General features: G+C 70.9%; 21 protein-coding genes. 6 read left to right on the top strand and 15 right to left on the bottom strand.

Going from position 1 to position 20,318, the window contains the following annotated elements:
• Nucleotides 1-5: 5 nt before the first annotated feature.
• Entirely contained in the window at nt 6-1,163 is a 1,158-nt protein-coding gene (locus tag ACX9GQ_RS21990; RefSeq protein ID WP_459631747.1) for a glycosyltransferase, read from the bottom strand.
• 1 nt (nt 1,164) lies between these two features.
• Complete coding sequence (locus ACX9GQ_RS21985; RefSeq protein WP_459631746.1) at nt 1,165-1,722, bottom strand: polysaccharide biosynthesis/export family protein; 558 nt, start codon at nt 1,720-1,722, stop codon at nt 1,165-1,167.
• A 153-nt stretch (nt 1,723-1,875) separates the two neighbouring features.
• Between ACX9GQ_RS21985 and ACX9GQ_RS21980 the strand changes: the two genes are divergently transcribed.
• Nucleotides 1,876-4,065 (top strand): GumC family protein, encoded by a 2,190-nt coding sequence (locus ACX9GQ_RS21980; RefSeq protein WP_459631745.1) that lies wholly within the window; start codon nt 1,876-1,878, stop codon nt 4,063-4,065.
• A 6-nt stretch (nt 4,066-4,071) separates the two neighbouring features.
• Here the strand turns inward: ACX9GQ_RS21980 and ACX9GQ_RS21975 are convergent, their stop codons facing one another.
• Nucleotides 4,072-5,250 (bottom strand): GNAT family N-acetyltransferase, encoded by a 1,179-nt coding sequence (locus ACX9GQ_RS21975; protein WP_459631744.1) that lies wholly within the window; start codon nt 5,248-5,250, stop codon nt 4,072-4,074.
• A 136-nt stretch (nt 5,251-5,386) separates the two neighbouring features.
• Here ACX9GQ_RS21975 and ACX9GQ_RS21970 point away from each other — a divergent pair, with 136 nt between their 5' ends.
• A complete protein-coding gene (locus ACX9GQ_RS21970; protein ID WP_459631743.1) occupies nt 5,387-6,436 on the top strand; it encodes a polysaccharide deacetylase family protein in 1,050 nt (349 codons plus the stop codon).
• Between the two features lie 81 nt (nt 6,437-6,517).
• Here the strand turns inward: ACX9GQ_RS21970 and ACX9GQ_RS21965 are convergent, their stop codons facing one another.
• From ACX9GQ_RS21965 to ygfZ, 5 genes are read right to left on the bottom strand one after another with little or no spacing between them, the layout of a single operon-like run.
• Nucleotides 6,518-7,516: an NUDIX hydrolase gene (locus tag ACX9GQ_RS21965; protein ID WP_459631742.1), complete on the bottom strand. Its 999-nt coding sequence runs from the start codon at nt 7,514-7,516 to the stop codon at nt 6,518-6,520.
• A gap of 1 nt (nt 7,517) precedes the next feature.
• Nucleotides 7,518-8,033 (bottom strand): tyrosine phosphatase family protein, encoded by a 516-nt coding sequence (locus ACX9GQ_RS21960; protein ID WP_459631741.1) that lies wholly within the window; start codon nt 8,031-8,033, stop codon nt 7,518-7,520.
• Nucleotides 8,034-8,039: 6 nt separating this feature from the next.
• Complete coding sequence (locus ACX9GQ_RS21955) at nt 8,040-8,690, bottom strand: hydrolase (protein ID WP_459631740.1); 651 nt, start codon at nt 8,688-8,690, stop codon at nt 8,040-8,042.
• A complete protein-coding gene (locus ACX9GQ_RS21950) occupies nt 8,687-9,298 on the bottom strand; it encodes a DNA-3-methyladenine glycosylase I (protein ID WP_459631739.1) in 612 nt (203 codons plus the stop codon). Before ACX9GQ_RS21950 ends, ACX9GQ_RS21955 begins: the two co-directional genes overlap by 4 nt.
• Entirely contained in the window at nt 9,295-10,179 is an 885-nt protein-coding gene (gene ygfZ / locus ACX9GQ_RS21945; protein WP_459631738.1) for a CAF17-like 4Fe-4S cluster assembly/insertion protein YgfZ, read from the bottom strand. The genes ACX9GQ_RS21950 and ygfZ overlap by 4 nt, the downstream gene beginning before the upstream one ends.
• 110 nt (nt 10,180-10,289) lie before the next feature.
• On the opposite strand from ygfZ, the gene ACX9GQ_RS21940 reads away from it, so the two are divergent.
• On the top strand, nt 10,290-11,627 hold the full coding sequence (locus ACX9GQ_RS21940) for a dihydroorotase (RefSeq protein WP_459631737.1): 1,338 nt from the start codon (nt 10,290-10,292) through the stop codon (nt 11,625-11,627).
• Nucleotides 11,628-11,639: 12 nt separating this feature from the next.
• Here ACX9GQ_RS21940 and ACX9GQ_RS21935 read toward each other — a convergent pair whose 3' ends face one another.
• From ACX9GQ_RS21935 to pdxH, 4 genes are read right to left on the bottom strand one after another with little or no spacing between them, the layout of a single operon-like run.
• A complete protein-coding gene (locus tag ACX9GQ_RS21935) occupies nt 11,640-12,194 on the bottom strand; it encodes a TIGR02301 family protein (RefSeq protein WP_459631736.1) in 555 nt (184 codons plus the stop codon).
• The gene (locus ACX9GQ_RS21930; RefSeq protein WP_459631735.1) at nt 12,191-12,664 is read right to left on the bottom strand and encodes an NUDIX hydrolase; all 474 of its coding nucleotides are present in this window, start codon (nt 12,662-12,664) and stop codon (nt 12,191-12,193) included. Before ACX9GQ_RS21930 ends, ACX9GQ_RS21935 begins: the two co-directional genes overlap by 4 nt.
• Nucleotides 12,645-13,409, bottom strand: a complete 765-nt coding sequence (locus ACX9GQ_RS21925; protein ID WP_459631734.1) for an SDR family NAD(P)-dependent oxidoreductase — start codon at nt 13,407-13,409, stop codon at nt 12,645-12,647. The genes ACX9GQ_RS21930 and ACX9GQ_RS21925 overlap by 20 nt, the downstream gene beginning before the upstream one ends.
• A 59-nt stretch (nt 13,410-13,468) precedes the next feature.
• Nucleotides 13,469-14,071, bottom strand: coding sequence for a pyridoxamine 5'-phosphate oxidase (gene pdxH, locus ACX9GQ_RS21920; protein ID WP_459631733.1), 603 nt, complete (start codon nt 14,069-14,071; stop codon nt 13,469-13,471).
• A gap of 139 nt (nt 14,072-14,210) precedes the next feature.
• Here pdxH and ACX9GQ_RS21915 point away from each other — a divergent pair, with 139 nt between their 5' ends.
• On the top strand, nt 14,211-14,630 hold the full coding sequence (locus ACX9GQ_RS21915) for an RT0821/Lpp0805 family surface protein (protein ID WP_459631732.1): 420 nt from the start codon (nt 14,211-14,213) through the stop codon (nt 14,628-14,630).
• A gap of 143 nt (nt 14,631-14,773) precedes the next feature.
• Nucleotides 14,774-15,727 (top strand): DnaJ C-terminal domain-containing protein, encoded by a 954-nt coding sequence (locus tag ACX9GQ_RS21910; protein ID WP_459631731.1) that lies wholly within the window; start codon nt 14,774-14,776, stop codon nt 15,725-15,727.
• 59 nt (nt 15,728-15,786) lie between these two features.
• On the opposite strand, the gene ACX9GQ_RS21905 is transcribed toward ACX9GQ_RS21910, so the two are convergent.
• The 3 genes from ACX9GQ_RS21905 to ACX9GQ_RS21895 form a co-directional block, all read right to left on the bottom strand.
• Nucleotides 15,787-17,817: a potassium transporter Kup gene (locus ACX9GQ_RS21905; protein ID WP_459631730.1), complete on the bottom strand. Its 2,031-nt coding sequence runs from the start codon at nt 17,815-17,817 to the stop codon at nt 15,787-15,789.
• A 143-nt stretch (nt 17,818-17,960) separates the two neighbouring features.
• Complete coding sequence (locus ACX9GQ_RS21900; protein WP_459631729.1) at nt 17,961-18,761, bottom strand: anti-sigma factor family protein; 801 nt, start codon at nt 18,759-18,761, stop codon at nt 17,961-17,963.
• Complete coding sequence (locus tag ACX9GQ_RS21895; protein ID WP_459631728.1) at nt 18,758-19,252, bottom strand: RNA polymerase sigma factor; 495 nt, start codon at nt 19,250-19,252, stop codon at nt 18,758-18,760. Before ACX9GQ_RS21895 ends, ACX9GQ_RS21900 begins: the two co-directional genes overlap by 4 nt.
• Before the next feature lie 234 nt (nt 19,253-19,486).
• On the opposite strand from ACX9GQ_RS21895, the gene fabI reads away from it, so the two are divergent.
• The gene (gene fabI / locus ACX9GQ_RS21890) at nt 19,487-20,317 is read left to right on the top strand and encodes an enoyl-ACP reductase FabI (protein ID WP_459631727.1); all 831 of its coding nucleotides are present in this window, start codon (nt 19,487-19,489) and stop codon (nt 20,315-20,317) included.
• Nucleotide 20,318 lies beyond the last annotated feature (1 nt).

Raw genomic sequence — 20,318 nt, 5'->3', positions numbered from 1 at the left:
AAGCCTTAACCTCGTCGGGCGGCGAGAGCGGCCCGGTAGGCTTCCTCGATGCCTGCGCCCATGGTGTCGACACTGAGGTGTTCCCGCACGTGCCGGCGCACGGCCTCCCGCCGGGACTCGGACCTTCCGCGGTCGTCATCGAGGGTCGCGGCGATGACGGCGGCCAGCGCGGCCGGATCGCCGGGTGGAACCAGCCGGTCGGCGGCCGGGCCCATCGCCTCCGCGACGCCGCCGACGCGGGTCGCGACGATGTCGAGACCGCCGGCGGCGGCCTCGATGAGCACGTAGGGCAGGGACTCGAACAGCGACGGCAGCACGAAGACGCGGCCAAGGGCCAGCGCGTCGCGCGCGGCCATCGCCGGCATCAGCGTCACGGAGCGCAATCCGAGGGCTGCGATCCGTTTCGCGACCGCATCGGCCTCCGGCCCGCCGCCGATCAGGTTGGCGGACACCTCGTAGCCCTGTCGCCTGCGCAGGAGGTCGAGCGCGTCGAGCAGGACGAAGAGGCCTTTCGCCTCCCGGAACTCGCCGAGAAAGACGAGGTCGGCTGCCTCCGGCCTCGGCTCGACCGGCTCGAACTCCGACGCATGGGCCCCGTTGCGGACCACGCGGGCAAGCCCGCGCGGACGCCCGACGAAGGCGCCGTAGCGGTCGGCGGCGAACTGGCTCTCGAAGGTGAAGACGTCGGTGCCGCGCCCGAGCATCCGCTCCACCGCCATGTAGAGCCCATGCCCCGGCGTGCCGGGGCCGAAGTTCAAGGTGCCGCCATGGGGCGTGTAGGCGGTGGCGACGCGGCCCTGCAGCCCGATGACGGACCACGCGCGGGCAAGGAGTCCACCCTTGGCTCCGTGCCCGTGAAGGACCTGCGGGTCGAGCTTGCGCACGAGGCGTCGGATCTCCAGCAGCGGCGCCAGGTCCCAGGGGCCCGGCTGCCGCCGCATCGGCAGCCGGTGGACGCCGAGGGCCAGCGAAGGGCGGAGGTGCTCGAGCGCCGCGTCGGCACGTTCCCCGCCGCCGACGTCGCAGATGATCCCGACCGCGTGCCCACGGGCCGCCTGCCAGCCCGACAGGTCCAGCACGTGGCGAAAAAGCCCGCCGATCGGCGCGCGGAACACGTGGAGGATGCGCAGCGGCCCGGGTTCGGCCTCGACGGGCAGGCCCATGTCAGAACCACCGCTCGTGGACGGTGATCGTGTCGCCCGGCCGCACGGGGTAGGTCATCGGCACGTTGGCGGAGACGAGGGCGCCTCGCACGTTGCGCGTCACGGAGGCCACGTCGCGCTGGGCGCGGGGCGTGAAGCCGCCCGCTATGGCGACCGCGTTCTGCACGGTCAGTCCGTTGACGAAGGGAAACTGTCCCGACGTCGTCACCTCGCCCAGCACGTAGAAGGGGCGGTACTGCTCCACTTCGACGGCGACTTTGGGCTCCCGCAGGAAGCCGTTGCGAAGCCGCGCCTCGATGGAGCGTTCCAGCTGCGCCGTCGTCTGGCCCGCGGCTGGCACGAAGCCGATGAGCGGCATCGAGATCCGGCCTGCTCCGTCGACGGCGTAGCTGTTGGACAGGTTGTCCTGCCCGAAAACGATCACACGCAGCCGATCCCCGGCGGCCAGCGTGTAGGGGCCCTCCGTGCCGTCCGAGAAACCGGGCGGGAGTGGCGACACGGTGGCGCAACCGCCAAGTGCGGTGGCTGCAAGGAGGACGAGAGCGTGGCGGCGATTCATGAGCGGTTGCTGAGCGGAACTTCGGCCACCTTGGGTGGATCATGGTTAACAAACCCTGACTTCTGCCCGTGCTGGCGAACTCACCCTTAACCTTATCGAAACCTCACCAAACGATTCTGCGGACTCGATTTTCGGGTTCACGCGGAGCGGGCCATGGCAACCCAGGCACCGGAGACGGGCACGGCGGCGGAAGGGGCGGGCGATCTCGATCTCGCCCAGCTCAGCACGGCCCTGTCGCGTGCCCGCTGGTGGATCCTCGTGCCCACTGCCGTCGTCGCTGCGGGCGCCGCCGTGGCGGTGAACATGGTCACGCCGCGCTACACGGCCGAGACGAAGCTGATCCTGCAGAGCGGCGACACCCCCTTCACCCGACCGGTCAGCGGCACGGATGCCGGTGGCGGCGTGCTGGACGAGCGCGATCTGGGCAGCCAGGTCCTCGTTGCAGCCTCGCGCGACGTTGCCCGAGCCGCCATCGAGCAACTCGGCCTGCGCGGAAACCCCGATTTCGATCGCTATGCCCAGCCATCGGGCCTGCGCGGAATCCTCGCCGGCTTCGGACTGGCCCGGGCGCCGACCGAGGCCGAGCGCGAGGAAGCGCTGATCGACCGCTACCGCGAACGCGTCCTGGCCTTCACCACCGGGCTGTCGCGCGTCATGACGATCGAGTTCAGCGCCGCGGACCCGCAGCTGGCGGCGCGAGGCGCCAACACGGTGGCTCAGCTCTTCCTCGAGGCGCAGGCGGAGAGCAAGAAGCAGGCGGCCCGGACCGCAGGCGCCTGGCTCCTGAACACCATCGAGCCGCTGCGCGAGAAGGTGGCCCTCGCGGAAGCGCGCGTCGAGGAGTTCCGCGCCCGCAAGGGCCTGCTCGCCGCGGGCCCCAACGCGACGCTGCCGCAGCAGCAGCTCGTCGAGATGAATACCCAGCTGTCGACGGCCCGTTCCGCGCAAGCTGACGCACAGGCGCGGGCCCGGCTGATCCAGGACGCGCTGGCCCAGGGCCGGCCGCTCGAAATCTCGGATGTGGCGAACAACGAACTGGTCCGCAAGCTCGTCGCCGACCGCGCGACGCTGCGTGCGCAGATCGCGCTCGAATCCCGGACCCTGCTGCCGCAGCACCCGCGGATGAAGGAGCTGCAGGCCCAGCTCGCCGCCGTGGACGCCGACATCCGCGCCAGCGCCGAGAAGGCGGTGCGCACGCTGGAGAACGACGCCCGGGTGCAGGGCGCCCGCGTCGACCAGATCTCCGCGGCACTCGATGCCCTGAAGCAGCGCAGCGCGCAGGCCAACGAGGACGAGGTCGAGCTCAGGGCGCTGGAGCGCGAGGCGCGCACGCAGCGCGAGCAACTCGAGGCCATGATGGCCCGCTACCGCGACGCCATCGCCCGCGATGCCAAGGATGCGGTTCCGCCGGATGCGCGCGTCATCTCGACGGCGACGGTTCCCGGCGTGCCGTCCTTCCCGAAGAAGCTGCCGATCATCCTTGTCTCGGCCGTCTCGACCTTGCTGGTCGGGGCCACCATCGTGGTGACCCGGGAGCTCCTGTCGGGGCGCGCCTATGTCGGCGCCGGGCGGGGCGTTCCGTCCCTGCCGGTCGCGCCGGCCTCACCGGCCTTTGCTGCGATCCCGTCGATGAGGCCCGAGGAGGAAGGCGCTGGGGACAGGGAGCCATCCGAAAGCGTCGCCGGGCCGGCCCCGGATGAAGCCGATGCGTCGGTCCCGGCCGAGGAGGCCGACCACGTTGAACCTGCGTCTTCTGTCGAGACCCCCGCACGTCCGGCTCCGATGCTCGGGACGGCTGATGCGGTACAGCTCCTGCGCGATATCGGCACCGCGCCCGGCGAGGCTGTCTTCGGGCTCGTCGTGTCGCCGAGCGCTGCGCTCGCCCGCAGCGAGGCCTTCGCGCTGGGCCGTCGGTGTGCCGCGACCGGACGTGTCGTTCTCGTCGACCTCGTCCGCGGCCGGCCCGACGGCGATCTTCCGGGCTTTGGCGATGTGGTCGCCGGCACCGCGGGTTTCGTCGACGTCCTGCATCGCGATCCCGGCAGCCGGTTGCATCTCGTCGCGCCGGGCGCGCCTCTTTCCACGGAGGCCGGACCGGACGGCATGGAGCGCTGCGTCGATGCGCTTCGGCGCACCTACGACATGCTGCTCGTCTGCGCGCCGTCGCCGGAGGTATCGAGGGAGGCGCAGGTTCTTGCCGCCTCCGCGGACTGTCTGCTCGTGGTGTCCTCGCCGGACGCCCTGGTTGATCCCGTTGCGCTGGCCGCGGCCTTGCCGCCGGGCTCGCCGGAGCCGACGATGATCGAGGCGACGACGGGGCCGGCTCTCGCCGCCACGGCCTGAGGCCGCTCAATCGGCGGGATGGAGGCCCGCCCAGGCCGCCATGTGCCTGACATGGCGCATGAGCCGCGGGTCGCGCTGCACCAGCGCCTTCAGCGCCGCCGTGGCGCGAAGGGAGAGCAGCGCCGCCCCACCCAGTTGCGTCACGGGAAGCCACGTGTCGACGAGCGGCACGGCGTCGCTGCAGAAGCGGTCCTTCAGTGACCCCCGTCCGATCCCCAGGTCGAACGTCGCGAGGCCGCGCCGGGCCGCGAGGGCGATCACCTCCATGATCAGGAGTTCTCCCGGGCTGCCGCGGGACAGCGCCGGATCGGCGGAGAACGAGACGAAGCTGCCGCTCAGATGTTGCCCCGTCGCGACCGCGCCGAAGACTGCCGCAGGCCGGTCTCCGCACCACAGCCCGTAGAGTTCGAGGACCGGCGCCTCCCCATCGCGGCCAGGCAGCGCGATCGCCCGAAGGAAATCCTGCAGCCTGGGATCGGCGAAGGGATTGGGAATGCCCTGGCAGGCCATGCGCTCGGATTTCTGGGCGAGGAAGGCCGAAAGAAGCCGCTCTACGCCCGCCTGCTCCGTGGCACGCTCGATCCGCACCTCCCCGAGCGACGCAAGGCCGCGCCGCTTCTTGCCGAAGGTCTTTCGGGTCGAGGGGCTCAGCAGCGACGAGAGAAGCGCCTCCGGATCCCGCTGCAGGGGCAACGCGCTGTAGGGGGCTGAACCGGGGCGGCTCTCGTCCATGGCCGCCAGAGGGTTGGGGATGCCTCCGATCATCGCGGGTTGGTTGCAGAATGCGAACCCGTCGATCCCCAGCATCCCGCCGGCCTCCACCAGACGGTCGCCGAGCTCGCGCGGGTCGAGCGCGGGGACCCTGCCGGGATCGAGGATCGGGCCGCCCAGGTTGGCCTGCCGCCCGCCGGGCCAGCGCGCGACACGCGCGATTCCGTGCCGCGCGATCTCCAGCGGCACGAGAAGGACGGGGGTGCCGCCGAGCCGGATCTCGACGACGGCAGGCTCGGCGTCACGGGCCGTCGACATGATCTTGAACCATGTCGAAACGAACCCGATGCGCTGGTAGGGGGTGCACCCCTCCTGCGCCTCGAACCGCAGCCAGTCCTGCGCCACGGCCGCGACGTCCCGGTGGACGGCGACGGCCGGCCGGGAGCGTGGCGACGGTGTCGGGCTGGCGGGCAAGGTCGTCCTTCCGGGCTTGGTGAGCGGGCGCGCGGCCCTACTTTCAGGGTGTCTTTACGCGGATGCCGTTAATTTTCGGCCCTCCCGCTCCGGGCTTCGGGCAGGGAGCCGCGCGCAACCAGGGGATCGGCCGCGCATGTCGGTGAAGCATGACGTCTTCCGCGCGGTCTTCGCGGCGCTCGCGACCACGGGCGCGCACCGCCTGTTCGGCACGGGCCTGCGCGGGCGCGGCGCCATCCTCATGCTGCACCATGTCCGACCCTGGGAACCGCGGGATTTCGCGCCGAACCGGCTGCTGGAGGTGACGCCCGCGTTTCTCGACGGCGTGCTCGACCGTTGCCGGCAGGCCGGCCTCGACCTCGTGGACATGGACGAGGCCTCACGGCGGCTGGGGGACCCGGACGCGTCGCCCTTCGCCGTCGTCACGTTCGACGACGGCTACAAGGACACGCTCGACGTGGCCCTGCCGATCCTTCGGCGACACGGCGCGCCGGCGACGGTCTACGTCACGCCCGGCTTCGCCGACCGCAGCGCGCCGCTCTGGTGGCTCGACCTCGAGCACGCCATCGCGCGGCTCGACCAGGTCGAGGTCCCGCTCGGGGATGGCTGCGAGACCCTCTCGTGCCGTACGGCGAAGGAGAAGGAGGGCGCCTTCGGCCGCATCTACTGGGCCCTGCGGTCCGGCCCCGAGCGCCAGCTCCGCTCCGTCATTGCCGACCTCGCCCGTAAGGCCGGGGTCGACAGCAGGGCAACCGTCGACGCGCTCTGCCTCGACTGGGAGGGCGTGCGCCGGCTCGCCGCCGACCCGCTGGTCACCATCGGCGCCCACACCATGACGCACCCGATGCTCGCCAAGCACCACGGGCGAACGGCGCGCCGTGAAATCGCGGAGTCACGGGCGGTGATCGAGCACGAACTCGGGACCGAGGTGCGTCACCTCGCCTATCCGGTCGGCGACCCGACCTCGGCTGGCCCGCGCGAGTTCGAGATGGCCGACCGCCTCGGCTTCCGCACCGCCGTGACGACCCGCCCCGGCATGCTCTTCTCCGAGCACTCGCTGGTGCCGACCGCGCTGCCGCGTGTCTCCCTCAACGGCCTCTTCCAGCGCCTCGACCAGTTCGAGGTCCTGATGAGCGGCGTCCCGTTCTGGCTCTGGAACCGCGGCCGTCGGGTCAACGTGGCCTGATCGCGCTGCTGCTGCTCGGGGTCGGCCCCTCCGTGGCGCTGGCCGCGTGGTTCATGCGTCGCCTGTCGTCGGGCTGGGGCCTCAGCCTCGGGCCCCGAAGCGCAGGCCGGGCGCCGGGCGTTCCTGCAGGACCTCCCGCCGGAAGCGGAACAGGGCGGCGGGACGTCCCCGGGTGGTGGCCGTCGCGCCTGTCGGCTCCACGAGGGCGGTGCCCTCGACGATGCGGCGGAAGTTCTGCTTGTGCAGGTGGCGACCCGAGATGGCCTCGACCGTCTGTTGCAGGGTGGTGAGCGTGAAGGTCTCCGGCAGGAGCTCGAACACCACGGGCCGGTATTTCAGCTTCGCCCGCAGCCGCCCCATGGCGGTGGCGAGGATGCGGCGGTGGTCGAAGCGCATCGCCTCGCCCAGCGCCGGCAGGCGCCGGCGGGTCAGCGCCGCCTCGCGCCCGTCACGGGCCGCCTCGTCGAGAAGACCGGCCTCGTAGAGCAACTCATAGCGTTCGAGCACCTTCTCCTCGTCCCAGACGCCCGGTTCGGACCCGCCATCCGGCACTCCGAAGCACAGGCGCAGCCGCTCGGCCCGCGAAAAGGGGCGCCGCGCGCCCTCCGCCTGCTCGGCGGCACGGTCGGCCGCCCAGGACTTCAGCGCGGGCAGGACCGTGCGGTCGAGGATGGCCGGTCGTCCCCCGCGCCAGTCCTCCCAGGGGAAGAACTCGTACCAGGAGCGCAGCCGGACGCCTTCCGGCAGCCCGGCGGCGCCCCCGAGCCGCGTCAGGGCGAGATAGCCGATCGAGACCACGTGCGGCGCCTCGTCGCCCGGCACGGCATTCCGGCCGCGGTCGCCGAAGGTGTAGAGTTGCTCGACATAGCCGAGCGACAGCCCCGTCTGGTCGGTCACGAAGGCGCGCAGGCCGATTTCGAGCGTCCGGTGCGACAGCGGGTCGAACCGGCCGGCCGGAAGCCCGGGACCTTCGTCGCCGGCGCCCTTCGAGACGAGGATCCGCGGCGCGTTGCCCTCCATCGCCACGACCGCGGCGGCGACGCCGATCTCGATCGAGGCTTCGGGGGCGGGCCGCGCCATGTCAGCCGTCGAGGCCGAGGCGGAACGGCGTCCCCTCGAACGCGTCGGCGCCGCGCCCGATGGCCGCGATGGCGTCCACCATCCTGCCGTTTCGCCCGAGCATGGCATCGGCGATGCCGACGAGGCGCGGATTGGGCGTCGCGGAGGGTGCCGCCTCGCGCAGTAGCCGCGCCACCTCGTCCTCCCGGCGTTCCGGCCGCAGCGCGCACACGGTGATGAAGGCGGCGGCCGTCGAGCGGCTGATCCCCGCCCAGCAGTGGATGACCATCGGCGCCTCGCGATCCCAATCCCGCACGAAGCGCAGCAGCCGCCCCACATGGTCCTCCGCCGGCAGGATGTGGCCGTCGAGTTGGGCGGTGATGTCGCTGACCCCGATGAAAAGATGCCGCTCGGGCGCGATGGAGGGCGGCCGCTCCACGACGGTCGAGGCGTTGATGAGCGTCACCACGTGCCGCGCGCCACTGCGCTCGACGGTCTCGTGGAGCCGGGAGAGGGGGGTGACGTGGATCGCGGGCATGGGGCCTCAGGGCGCGGGGCGGGCGGCGTCGAGCGCCCGGAAGCGGGCGAGGAAGCGCGCCTTGGCCTCCTCGGCAGGACAGGGTTCGATCAGGCGGTCGACGTCGCGCGGCACCGCCGCGGGCCGGCCGAAGAACTTCAGGGCCTCGTCCGTGGAGAAGCCCGCGAGCCGTGTCGCCTCGAGGCAGGCGGCGGCGCGGTCGGCCGTCTTGGCGAGGCTCGTGAGCAGGCGCCCCGGCACGGGGGGCAGCGCAAAGCGCAGGTGGATGGCGGCCAGGAGTCGCGCTTCCACGGCCCGGTATCCGTCGCCGATCACCGCCTTGAACGGGGAGATGATGTCGCCGACGACGTATTCCGGCGCATCGTGGAGCAGCACCACCAGCGCATGCTCGGTCTCCAGCCCCGGCTCGATCTGCCGCGCAATCGCCTCGACGAGCAGCGAATGCTGCGCCACCGAATAGATGTGCTCTCCCCGAGTCTGGCCGTTCCAGCGTGCGACGCGCGCGAGCCCGTGGGCGATGTCCTCGATCTCGACGTCGAGGGGGGAGGGGTCGAGCAGGTCGAGCCGGCGGCCGGACAGCATGCGCTGCCACGCCCGCGGCGGGGCGGTCTTGGCCGTGACTCGGGCGCCGGTCCTCGAGGCCGCGTCGCGGGTCATCCGAGCCGGGCCCCGAGCGCCGCGCACTCGTCGTGCCGGAAGCAGCCGACGAGATGGTCGTTCACCATCCCCACCGCCTGCATGAAGGCATAGACGATGGTGGGGCCGACGAAGTTGAAGCCTTCCGCCCGCAGCGCCTTCGACATCTTGCGCGAGACCTCCGTCTCGGCCGGCACCTCGGAGGGGGAGCGGAACCGGTTCTGCGCCGGCCGGCCGTCAACGAAGTCCCACAGGAACGTCGAGAATCCCCGCCGCTCCTGGATGTCGAGGTAGGCGCGGGCCGAGCGCACGGAGGCCTCGATCTTGGCCCGGTTGCGGACGATGCCGGGGTCGGCCATCAGCCCATCCAGCTTGTCGGGCCCCCATCGCACCATTTGCTCGGCGTCGAAGCCGTCGAAGGCGGTGCGGAAGTTCTCCCGCTTGCGCAGGATGGTGATCCAAGACAGCCCGGCCTGGAAGCCGTCGAGAAGCAGCTTCTCGAAGAGCGCGCGGTCGTCGCGCTCCGGCACGCCCCAGTCGGTGTCGTGGTAGGCGACGTAGAGCGGGTCGGTGCCGGGCCAGGGGCAGCGGGCCTTGCCGTCGGGATGGAGGATGAGCGAACCGGTCATCCGACCGGTTTAGCCGCATCGCCGGGGAACGGAAAGCGGGCGAAGCCGGGCTTGCGGGCGACGAAGGCGAGGCCGCCCGCCGTCGGGGTCACGCCCGCCGCGAGCGCGTCCTCCAGCCGATCGAGGCGCAGCATCGCGAGCGCGTGGCCGCCCGGCGCGGACGAGCCGATGCGGCCGAGCGACCTGTCCCCGGCCACCGCGTCCGCGCCGCCGGGCGCGCTGAATCCGTCGACGAAGTCCACGGGGACGATGCGCGTCCGCGCGGTCCCGCGATGTTCCATGCGCGACACGACCTCCTGGCCGACGAAGCAGCCCTTGTCGAAGTCGACGCCGCCCAACTGGTCCATGTCGGCTTCGTGCGGGAACGTCTCGCCATAGGCGAAGTCGAGCCCGCCCTCGGGCACGCCGAGGCCGATGCGGTGGGCGTGCCACGCGTCGGCCGGGGCGGAGGCGAGCCGCAGCGCCTCGTCGCGCGGCACGACGGCCCGCCAGCCGAGGTCAGGGTGGCGGGGATCGGCGAAGACGAATCCGTCGGTCCCGGCGGGCTCGCCCTCCGACCAGCCGGCGGCGACGGTCCAGTCGTCGGACAGGTCTTCGACCGCGACCTTCGCGCGAAGCTTGTAGAAGCCCAGCCGGCGGGTGAGGTCTGGCGCGAGGCCGCGGGCGACGTCGAGGGCAAAGCCGCCGCCCGCGTCCTCCGGCACCTCTGTGACGAGGAAATCGAACAGGATCTTGCCCTGCGGCGTCAGCAGGGCGGCGTAACGGGCCGTCCCCGGTCGGACCGGCTCGAGGGAACTCGTGACGAGGCCGTCGAGGAAGCCGCGGGCATCCTCTCCCGTGACGCGGACGACGCCGCGGTCGGCGAGGGCGGCGCAGGGCATCGGCATCTCCTGGTGCGAATCGCGTCGGCGCGCTTGCGCGACGGCTGGGCGTTACCTATGCGCTGTGGCGGCGACATCAAGTCGTCCGCCGACAACCGATGGAGTGTCCCATGGCCGAGACCTTCGACGTCATCCTCTCCGGAGGCACCGTCGTCAACCAGGACGGCCGGGCCCGTCTCGACGTCGGCATCCGCGGCGGGCGCATCGTGGCGCTGCGGGACCTGTCCCAGACCTCCGCCGGCCGACGGATCGACTGCACGGGCCTGCACGTCCTTCCAGGCGTCATCGACAGCCAGGTGCACTTCCGGGAGCCCGGCCTCGACCACAAGGAGGACCTGGAGACGGGCTCACGCGCTGCGGTCATGGGGGGCGTCACGGCGGTGTTCGAGATGCCAAACACCAAGCCGGAGACTACGACGCCCGAGGCGCTGGCCGACAAGATCCGCCGCGGCCGCCATCGCATGCACTGCGATTTCGCCTTCTGGGTGGGTGCCACGGGCCAGAACACGGCCGAGTTGCGCGATCTCGAGCGGCTGCCCGGAGCGGCCGGGATCAAGGTGTTCATGGGCTCATCGACCGGTTCGCTCCTCGTCGAGGACGACGCGTCCGTGGAGGGCGTCCTGCGCCAGACGCGCCGGCGTGCCGCGTTCCACTCCGAGGACGAGGCGATGCTGCGCGCCCGCAAGGACCTGCGCGTCCCCGGCGACCCGCGCTCGCATCCCGTCTGGCGGTCGCCCGAAGTGGCGCTGAACTGCACGCGCCGCCTCGTGGACATCGCCCGGCGCTGCGGCGCACGCATCCACGTGCTGCACATCTCGACTGCGGAGGAGATGCCCTTCCTCGCCGCCAACAAGGATGTCGCGACCGTCGAGGCGACCCCCCACCATCTGACGCTCGCCGGGCCGGATTGCTACGAGCGCCTTGGAACGCTCGCCCAGATGAACCCGCCGGTCCGCGACGCCGCGCACCGCGACGGCATCTGGTGGGGCCTGCGCGAGGGCGTCGTCGACGTGCTGGGCTCCGACCATGCCCCCCACACGCTCGAGGAGAAGGCGAAGACCTATCCGGAGTCTCCCTCGGGGATGACCGGCGTCCAGACCCTCGTCCCGGTGATGCTCGACCACGTCAACGCCGGCCGCCTGACCCTTGAGCGCTTCGTCGACCTGACGAGCGCGGGCCCCAACCGCATCTTCGGCATCGCCCGGAAGGGCCGGATCGCCGTCGGCTACGACGCCGACGTCACCGTCGTCGACCTCAAGCGCCGGGAGACCATCACCAACCGCTGGATCGCCTCGAAGTGCGGCTGGACACCCTATGACGGCGTGACCGTCACCGGCTGGCCGGTCGGCACGCTGGTCAGGGGCGCCGTGGTGATGTGGGAGGGGGACCTCGTCACGCCCTCGACCGGCGTGCCGGTGGAGTTCCTCGAGACGCTGCCGGCGTCCTGAGCCGCGTTAGCGTCATCCGCCGTAGCGGCTGGCGAGTTCGCGCGCCAGCTTGCCGCCCTCGTCGACGAAGCGCGTGATCGCGACCTCGGCGGCCGGCGTGCAGCGGCGATAGGTGAGGGCGTACTCCCGGTAGCCCTTGTTGTAGGCCCCGGCGAGGCGCTCGCGGCGCCCGGTCGTGCTCGCCTCGGCGTCGATGAGCTGGGTCATTCGCCCGCGCCACTCCGTCTCGTCGTTCCCTCCGCACAGCGGCCGCAGGAAGGCCAGCGCCCCGAGGATCTCCGACAGCCGCAGCAGCTTCGGCTCGTAGGGCGGGGGCGGGGGCTCCGGCTGCTCGGCCTCGGCCTTGGATGGTTCCGGCGGCTTCGGCGTCGCCGGACGGGGCGCCGCGGGACGAGGGCGTGCCGGCTGGGCCGGGGGCGGCGGCGGTGGGGGCGGAGCGGGGCGCTGCTGCCAGGGCCAGTAGAACTGCGCGTCGGCGAGGCCCGGCATGGCGAGCGCGGCCGCAACGGACAGGACGGACACGGCGGCGACGTGTCGCATGCGCCCTGCAATTCCCGCCCGCTTCATGCTCCCTGCTCCTCGATGACGCGCCGGGCCCTCTCGATGATGCCCGAGAGGCCCGGCGTCGTCTTGAGGCGACCCAGTTCGGCCGGAGGGATGAACAGCACTGCCCCGGCCTCGGGTCCGGTTCGGGGCTCGCCTGCCAGCCAACGCCCGGCAAAGGCATTCACGACGAAGTGGCGGCGCACGTGGCCGGCCTCGTCGCGCTCGATCACCTCGACGTGCCCGGCAAAGCCGACGATCTCGGCCTGGACGCCGACCTCCTCGTCCAGCTCCCGCAGAGCCGCCTGCGACAGCGTCTCGCCGATCTCCACCACCCCGCCGGGGAGGGAGAACATCGCGTCGGCGGGAGGTTTCGTGCGCGAGGCCACCAGGACGCGGCCGTCGCGGAACACGGCGACGCTCGCCGCCAGGATGGGGCGTGGCGGATAGAGCCGCCCGTCCGCGGCCGCGGCGTCAGACGTGCTGGCCGCCATTGATGTGGATCTCCGCCCCGTGCACGTAGCTCGACTGGTCGGTGCACAGGAAGTAGATGGCCTTGGCCACCTCCTCGGGCGTGCCGAGACGACGCATCGGGATCTGGGCGACGATCTTCTCGGTGCCGGGCGACAGGATCGACGTGTCGATCTCGCCGGGCGAGATGGCGTTCACGCGGATTCCGTGGGGCCCGAAGTCGGAGGCCATCTCCCGCGTCAGCCCCGCCAGCGCAGCCTTCGACGTGGCGTAGGCCGCGCCGGCGAAGGGATGCACCCGCGATCCGGCGATCGACGTGACGTTGACGACCGAGCCGCGCGCCTCCTTCAATTCGTCCATCAGGCCGCGCGCGAGCATCACCGGCGCGAAGAAGTTCACCTGGAACACCTTCTGCCAGTCCTTCAGCCCCGTCTCGATGGTCCCGAGCCGCGAGCCGCCTTCCCCCTTGGGAGAGATGCCGGCGTTGTTCACCAGCGCGTCGAGGCGACCGTTCTCCAGCCGCCGCTTGATCTCGGCGATGGCCTCGATCGTGTTCTCGGGGTCGGCGAGGTCGACCTGGATGTGATCCTCCGGGCCCATTTCCCAGGGACAGTTCTCGGGAAAAGGCTGGCGCGAGCAGGTGATCACCCGCCATCCGGCCGCCGAGAAGCGCTTCACGGTGGCATGTCCGATCCCGCGGCTCGCCCCGGTCAGGAGCATGACGCGGCGCGGGCCGTTGGCGGAGGCTGCGGCAGAGTTGGGCATCATGCGATAAGCTCAGGTCGTGGGGAGTCGGTCAAGCATCGGCGGCCGGGAAGGGGCCGCGCTCAGGGGTAGAGTCGGCTGCGATCCCACGCGCCGACGGGGTCGGGGCGGCGGAACACGACCCGGTCGTGGAGGCGGAAGGGCCGGTCCTGCCAGAACTCCATGTAGACGGGCCGGATCCGGAACCCCGTCCAGTGAGGCGGACGCGGCACCTCGCCGATGGCGTACTTCGCGGCATAGGTGGCGACGGCCTTCTCCAGCGCGAAGCGGCTTTCCAGCGGGCGCGACTGCTGGCTCGCCCATGCGCCGATCCGGCTGTCGCGCGGCCGGCTCTGGAAATAGGCGTCAGCCTCCTCGGCGCTCACCTGCTGCACCGGGCCGCGCACCCGCACCTGCCTGCGCAGGCTCTTCCAGTGGAACACCACCGCGGCCTTCGGATTGGCCGCCAGTTCCTGTCCCTTGGCCGACTGGGTGTTCGTGTAGAAGACGAACCCGTCACGGTCGGCGCCCTTCAGCAGCACCATCCGCACGTCGGGAAGGCCATCGGCGTCGACGGTCGAGAGCGCCATGGCGTTGGGGTCGTTGGGCTCGGAGTCCTTCGCCTGCGCGAACCACTCCTCCCACAGCGCGAACGGGTCCTCGGACCCGGTGAAGTCACCAGCCATTAACGCTTCCAAGCCATTAATGCGATCCACCCGTTCAAGAGAGTGCAGCCACCTGCACCGCCACAGGGATCGACGCCGTTATATGGGACAGACGCGCGCCGAAGGAAGCACTGGTGTCGCGCCACGATGCGTCTGGCGCATGGCTGGAGCTTCCGTCCTTGCCGTCCTGTCGGGTCTCTCGCTCTCCGCCTGCTCCATGACCTTCCCGATCGGGCCGCTGGCCGAGCCCGAGACGACGGGCAGCATCGTCGCCGCGCCGCTGCCGGTCCTCTCGGCCGATCTCAGCGGCGAGGATCTCGTCTTCGCCGAGGACGCCATGTCGACGGCGCTCGATCCCCTGCGCCGCACCACTGTCCCGGCCCGCTGGACCAATCCGTCGACGGGCCGGAACGGAAGCTTCCTCGCCGTGGGCGAGGCCTTCGTGCGGCAGGACGAAGTGTGCCGCTTCTTCAAGGCCAACGTCTCGCTCGACGCGGGCCCGCAGCAGATGTCCGGCTTCGCATGCCGCACGGGTGCGGGTCCGTGGCAACTGCGCAAGATCAAGCCCGAGACGGCCTGACACCGCCGCACAACACCGTTGCGAAACGGCAACAGGCGTACCACATGACGGAAGAAGCCCGGATTCGCTCCGCGGGCACCCTGTGCCATGGGGCGGGCCGGCATGGCGCGTGCTAGGTCACGCGCCACGAGAGGATGGGACGCATGCGTGATCCGTACGACGTGCTGGGGGTGGGGCGCTCGGCCAGCGAGGCCGACGTCAAGAAGGCGTACCGGCGCCTTGCCAAGACATGGCACCCCGACCGCAACAAGGACGATCCCAAGGCGCGCGAGAAGTTCTCCGAGATCAACAACGCCTACGAGATCCTCGGCGACGCCGACAAGCGCAAGAAGTTCGACGCCGGCGAGATCGATGCCGAGGGCAAGCCCCGTTTCACGGGCTTCGAGGGCTTCGGCGCCGGCGGGCGCGGCGGTGGCCCGCGCGGCGGTTTCGAGAACTTCCATTTCGGCTTCGACAACGCCGGTGGCTTCCGGCAGGGCCGGGGCGGCCCCGGTTTCGATGCCGGTGACATCTTCGCCGACTTCTTCGGCAGCGATCTCGGCGGCCGCGGGGGCACCCGTCGGGCCCGGGGCGGCGCGGACGTGCGCGCCGAGGCGATGATCACGCTCCAGGAAGCGGTGAAGGGCACGACGCTGCGCATCACCCTGCCGGACGGTCGCGATGTCGAGGCGGCGGTGCCGGCGGGCATCACCGACGGGAAGACGATCCGCCTGAAGGGGCAGGGGCATCCCGCTCCGGGCGGCGGGCCTCCCGGCGACGTGCTGGTCACCGTCCGCGTCCGGCCGGACCGGCGGTTCGCCGTCGAAGGAAACGACCTGCGATTGCGGCTTCCCGTGCGCCTCGACGAGGCGGTCCTGGGCGCGAAGGTGCGCGTTCCCACGCTGGAAGGCGTGGTCGAGCTGACCATCCCTGCCAATTCATCGACGGGACGCACGCTCAGGCTGCGCGGCAAGGGCATGCCGGCGGGCTCGCAAAGGGGCGACCTGCTCGTGACGCTCGACGTCGTGCTGCCGCCGGACGCCGACAAGGGTCTCGAGGACCTGGTGAAGGACTGGGCCGCGACGAAGCCCGGCTGGGATCCGCGCAAGGACCTCTGAGCGGAAGACCTCGCAGGGCAGGAGGGTCGCGGGAGCGCCCGACGACCCTCCCGCCACCGTCAGACGGTGACCTGCGTTCCCACTTCCACGACGCGGCCGGTCGGGATCTGGAAGAAGTCCGTGGCGTCGCTGGCGTTGCGCGCCAGGGCGATGAACAGCTTGTCCTGCCATAGCGGCATGCCGGACTGGGCGGCCGGCTTGATCGAGCGGCGCGACACGAAGAACGACGTCGACATGATGTCGAACGTCCAGCCGAGCTTGCGCGCGATGGCGAGGCCGCGCGGCACGTTCGGGCTCTCCATGTAGCCGAACTTCATCTTCACCCGCGAGAAGTGGTCGCTCACCGGCAGGATCGAGATGCGCTCGTCCTCCGGCACGCGCGGCGTGTCCGCCGTGGCCACCGTGAGGATCACGTTCTTCTCGTGCAGGATCTTGTTGTGCTTCAGGTTGTGGAGCAGGGCCGTGGGAGCGTAGTCCGGGTCGCTCGTGAGGAACACGGCCGTTCCCTGCACGCGGTGCGGCGGTTTCTTCTCGAGGTTGCGCACCAGCATGTCGAGAGGCACCTCGGCGCGCCGCGTCTTCTCGGCGAGGATGCGGGTGCCGCGCCGCCACGTGAACATCAGCAGGATCAGGAACGAGGCGAAGAGCAGCGGGGCCCAGGCGCCGTCGAACAGCTTCAGAAGGTTCGAGGCGAGGAAGGTCGCGTCGATGAGCAGGAAGGGGATGACGAGGAGTGCCGCTGCCCAAGGCTTCCAGCCCCACAGCCGCCAGATGACGACGAAGGCCAGCGTCGCGTCCACCACCATCGTCGTCGTCACGGCGATGCCGTAGGCGGAGGCGAGCGAGCCCGACGAGCGGAACAGGAACACCAGGATCAGCACGCCGATCAGCAGCAGCGTGTTGATGCGCGGGATGTAGATCTGCCCGGAATGCGTCTCCGACGTGAAGCGGATGTCGATGCGCGGCAGCAGGCCGAGTTGCACCGCCTGCCGGGTGAGCGAGAAGGCGCCGGTGATCACCGCCTGGCTGGCGATCACCGTGGCGGCCGTCGCCATGCCCACCATCGGGATCAGGGCCCAGTCCGGGTAGAGCTGGAAGAACGGGTTGTCGATCTTGCCGGGATTGGCGAGGACCAGCGCGCCCTGGCCGAAATAGTTGATCACCAGCGAGGGCAGGACGAGGCCGAGCCACGCCATCTGGATCGGCCGGCGGCCGAAGTGGCCGAGGTCGGCATAGAGCGCCTCGCCCCCGGTGACGGCGAGGAAGACGGCGCCGAGCGTGACGAGGCCGATGATCTTGTGCTCGACGAGGAACATCAGGCCGTAGATGGGGTTGAGCGCCATCACGACGCCCGGGTCGTCGCTGACGTGCAGGAGCCCGCCGACGGCCAGCAGCACGAACCACGCCGCCATGACGGGGCCGAAGAAGGCCGCGACCTTGGCCGTGCCGCGGCTCTGCACGGCGAACAGCACCACGAGGATGCCCACCGTGATCGGGATCACGTAGCCCTCGAAGCGCGGGGTGACGAGCTTGAGGCCCTCCACGGCGGAGAGCACCGAGATCGCCGGCGTGATCACGCTGTCGCCGTAGAACATGGCGGCGCCGACGATGCCGAGCGCGACGATCCACGCCTTGTTGCGACCCAGCACCCGCTGGGCGAGCGCCATGAGGGAGAGCGTCCCGCCTTCGCCGTTGTTGTCGGCACGCAGCAGGATGATCACGTATTTCACGGTGACGACGAGGACCAGCGCCCACACGATGAGCGACAGCACGCCCAGCACAGCCTCGCGCGGGACGGCGGGAATGCCGTCCGTGTGGTGGCCGTGCTCCCCGGACGCCGCGATCAGGGCCTCGCGGAAGGCGTAGAGGGGGCTCGTCCCGATGTCGCCGTACACGACGCCGATCGAGCCGAGGGTGAGCGCGAAAAGGCTGGACGACCCGTGCCCGTGGTGGTCGCCGCCCTGTCCATGACCCTGGCCTGCCGTCGCGGCGGTCTTGCCGCCCGCAGCGGAGGCGGCGGCCCCGGCGGCTTCGGGGGCCGGCGGGGGCGTTTCGCCCGGACCGGGGGAGGTTGGCTCTGTGGAGGTCATGGACGTCTGCTGGGCCGGAACCGGACGCGCCCGACCCTCTTGCGCGCGGGCGGCTTATAGCACCAGCCAGACGCCAAGGCATCCGTCCAATTCATGACAGCGCTGCACTGCAGCATCGCTGCCCAAGGCTTGGGCAGACGCCCTCAGATCGGGGCCGATGCGTGACGTTCCATGGCCTCGAAGATCAGGCGCGACAGCCGCAGCAGCCTGTCCTTCTCCAGCGGGCCGGACACCGCGAAGCCCACCTGGTCGTCGACCCAGTAGAAGGTGCCGATCCCGTCCGCCTCCCGCCACCGGAAGGCGGTGTCGCGGCCGCCCTGCACCCTGCTGCAGTAGACCGTGATGCGCTTGCCGTCCTCGCTCTCGAACATGATCAGGCCTGCGGCGCCGGGCGCATTGGACAGAAGCCGTCCGCCGACGAGGTGGAAGCCCTCCGGGGCGAGGTCGGGCAGGCCCAGCGTGTATCCGAGCCGCTTGGACAGCCACTGAACGAGGTGCGCCTCCTCCGTCCGCGGCACCTCCACCGGGTGCCTCACCTCCGGGGCGAAGACGCGGTAGGCGTCCGCCGACAGCATCGCGAGGGTGGCGGAGGGGTCCTCGGACGCCGTCTGGACGGGGTGCGCCACCAGCGCGAGGGACAGCCCGAGGGCCCCGATCCCGACCCCCGCGAGGAACGCGATGGATGCGACCAGGGGCAGGCGCCGGCTCGTCCGCCACGAGAGGGAGCGTGCAATCCGGGTCGGATCGAGGCGGGGCGGCACGGTCTCGGCGAGAACGCCGTCGAAGGCCCGGCGCAGGGCGTCGTTCTGGGTCCGCCAGGCCTGGACTTCGGCCGCGTCCTCCGGATGGGACGCAAGCCACGATTCGACGGCGTCGCGCCGCTCGTCCGGCAACTGGCCGTCCGCGAGCGCGTGCAGCTCGTGCTCGTGGGGCCGGCCGCTCACTTGATCACCCGCAGTTGCGGCCCCTGGCCGGAGAGCCGGTCCCGCATGAGAGCGCGCGCACGCGACAGGCGCGACATGACAGTGCCGATGGGAATGTCGAGCGCCCGGGCGCACTCGTCGTAGCTGAGCCCCTCGACCGCCACCAGCAGCAGGACCTCCCGGTGTTCACCCGACAGGGAATCGAGCGCGCGGACGATGTCGCGGCTTTCCCCGGTCGTCGCCGGCACGCGCTCGGCTTCGTCGATCGCATCGAGTCCGGCATCGTCGCGCCGGCGGGCCAACCCGCGCAGCCGGTTCTTGTTGAGATTGGCGAGAATGGCGAACAGCCAGACCCTGAGGTTGGTCCCGGCCCAGCGCGCTTCCGAGCGCAGGGCGCGCACGAGCGTGTCCTGCACGAGATCGTCCGCCGTCTCGCGGTCCCGCGTCAGGGCTCGCGCGAAACGCCGGAGGCGGGGGATCTCGTCGCCGATCTGGTGGCGAAGGTCCGACATGGAGAACCCTGGCACGCGTCGCGCAGCGGACCTCGCGGTCCCCACCCCGACAGCCCGCAATGTACCCGAGCACGACATCATCGACCAGCGCTTCCCGGGATGGGAAACACCGGCCCTTGCGAATCATTCCGGGGGAGGGGGGCGAAAAGTGGGCGCAATCGTGCTTCCCGTGACTCAGCCCTTCGGCTATTGAGGGCGAAACAGGCGGACGCCAGCGCAACCGACGGACCCCCGATGCCCGATACCCCTCAGCTCACGTCATCCCTGCTGGCCGGCAAGCGCGGGCTCGTGATGGGCGTGGCGAACAATCGCTCGATCGCGTGGGGCATTGCCCGTGCCGCGCACCTGCACGGCGCCGAACTGGCCTTCACCTACCAGGGCGAGGCTCTCGAGAAGCGCGTCAGGCCTCTGGCGGCTGAACTTGGCGCGCACGTCGTGGGCCATTGCGACGTCACCGACGGCGCCAGCATCGACGCCGTGTTCGCCGAGGTCCAGAAGCTCTGGGGCAAGCTCGACTTCGTCGTCCACTGCATCGCCTTCTCGGACAAGGACGAACTGACGGGCCGCTACGTCGAAACCAGCGAGGGCAACTTCACCAAGTCGCTGCTGATTTCCTGCTATTCCTTCACCGCCGTCGCCCAGCGCGCGGAGAAGTTGATGACGGATGGCGGCTCGCTGCTGACGCTGACGTATTACGGCGCCGAGAAGTGGATGCCGCACTACAACGTCATGGGCGTGGCCAAGGCCGCCCTCGAGGCCTCCGTCCGCTACCTCGCGGCCGACCTGGGCCCGCAGGCCATCCGCGTCAACGCCATTTCCGCCGGCCCGATCAAGACGCTCGCGGCGTCCGGGATCGGCGACTTCCGCTACATCCTGCGCTGGAACGAGTACAACGCACCCCTGCGCCGCACGGTCACGATCGAGGAGGTCGGCGACAGCGCCGTCTTCCTGCTCTCCGACATGGGCCGCGGCACCACGGGCGAGGTGATCCATGTCGACGCCGGCTACCACGTCGTAGGCATGAAGAACCCCGACGCGCCGGACCTGCACCTCGACAAGGGCTGAT

It is taken from the genome of Alsobacter sp. R-9 (assembly GCF_054612375.1).
This window is presented reverse-complemented; position numbering and strand designations above follow the sequence as displayed.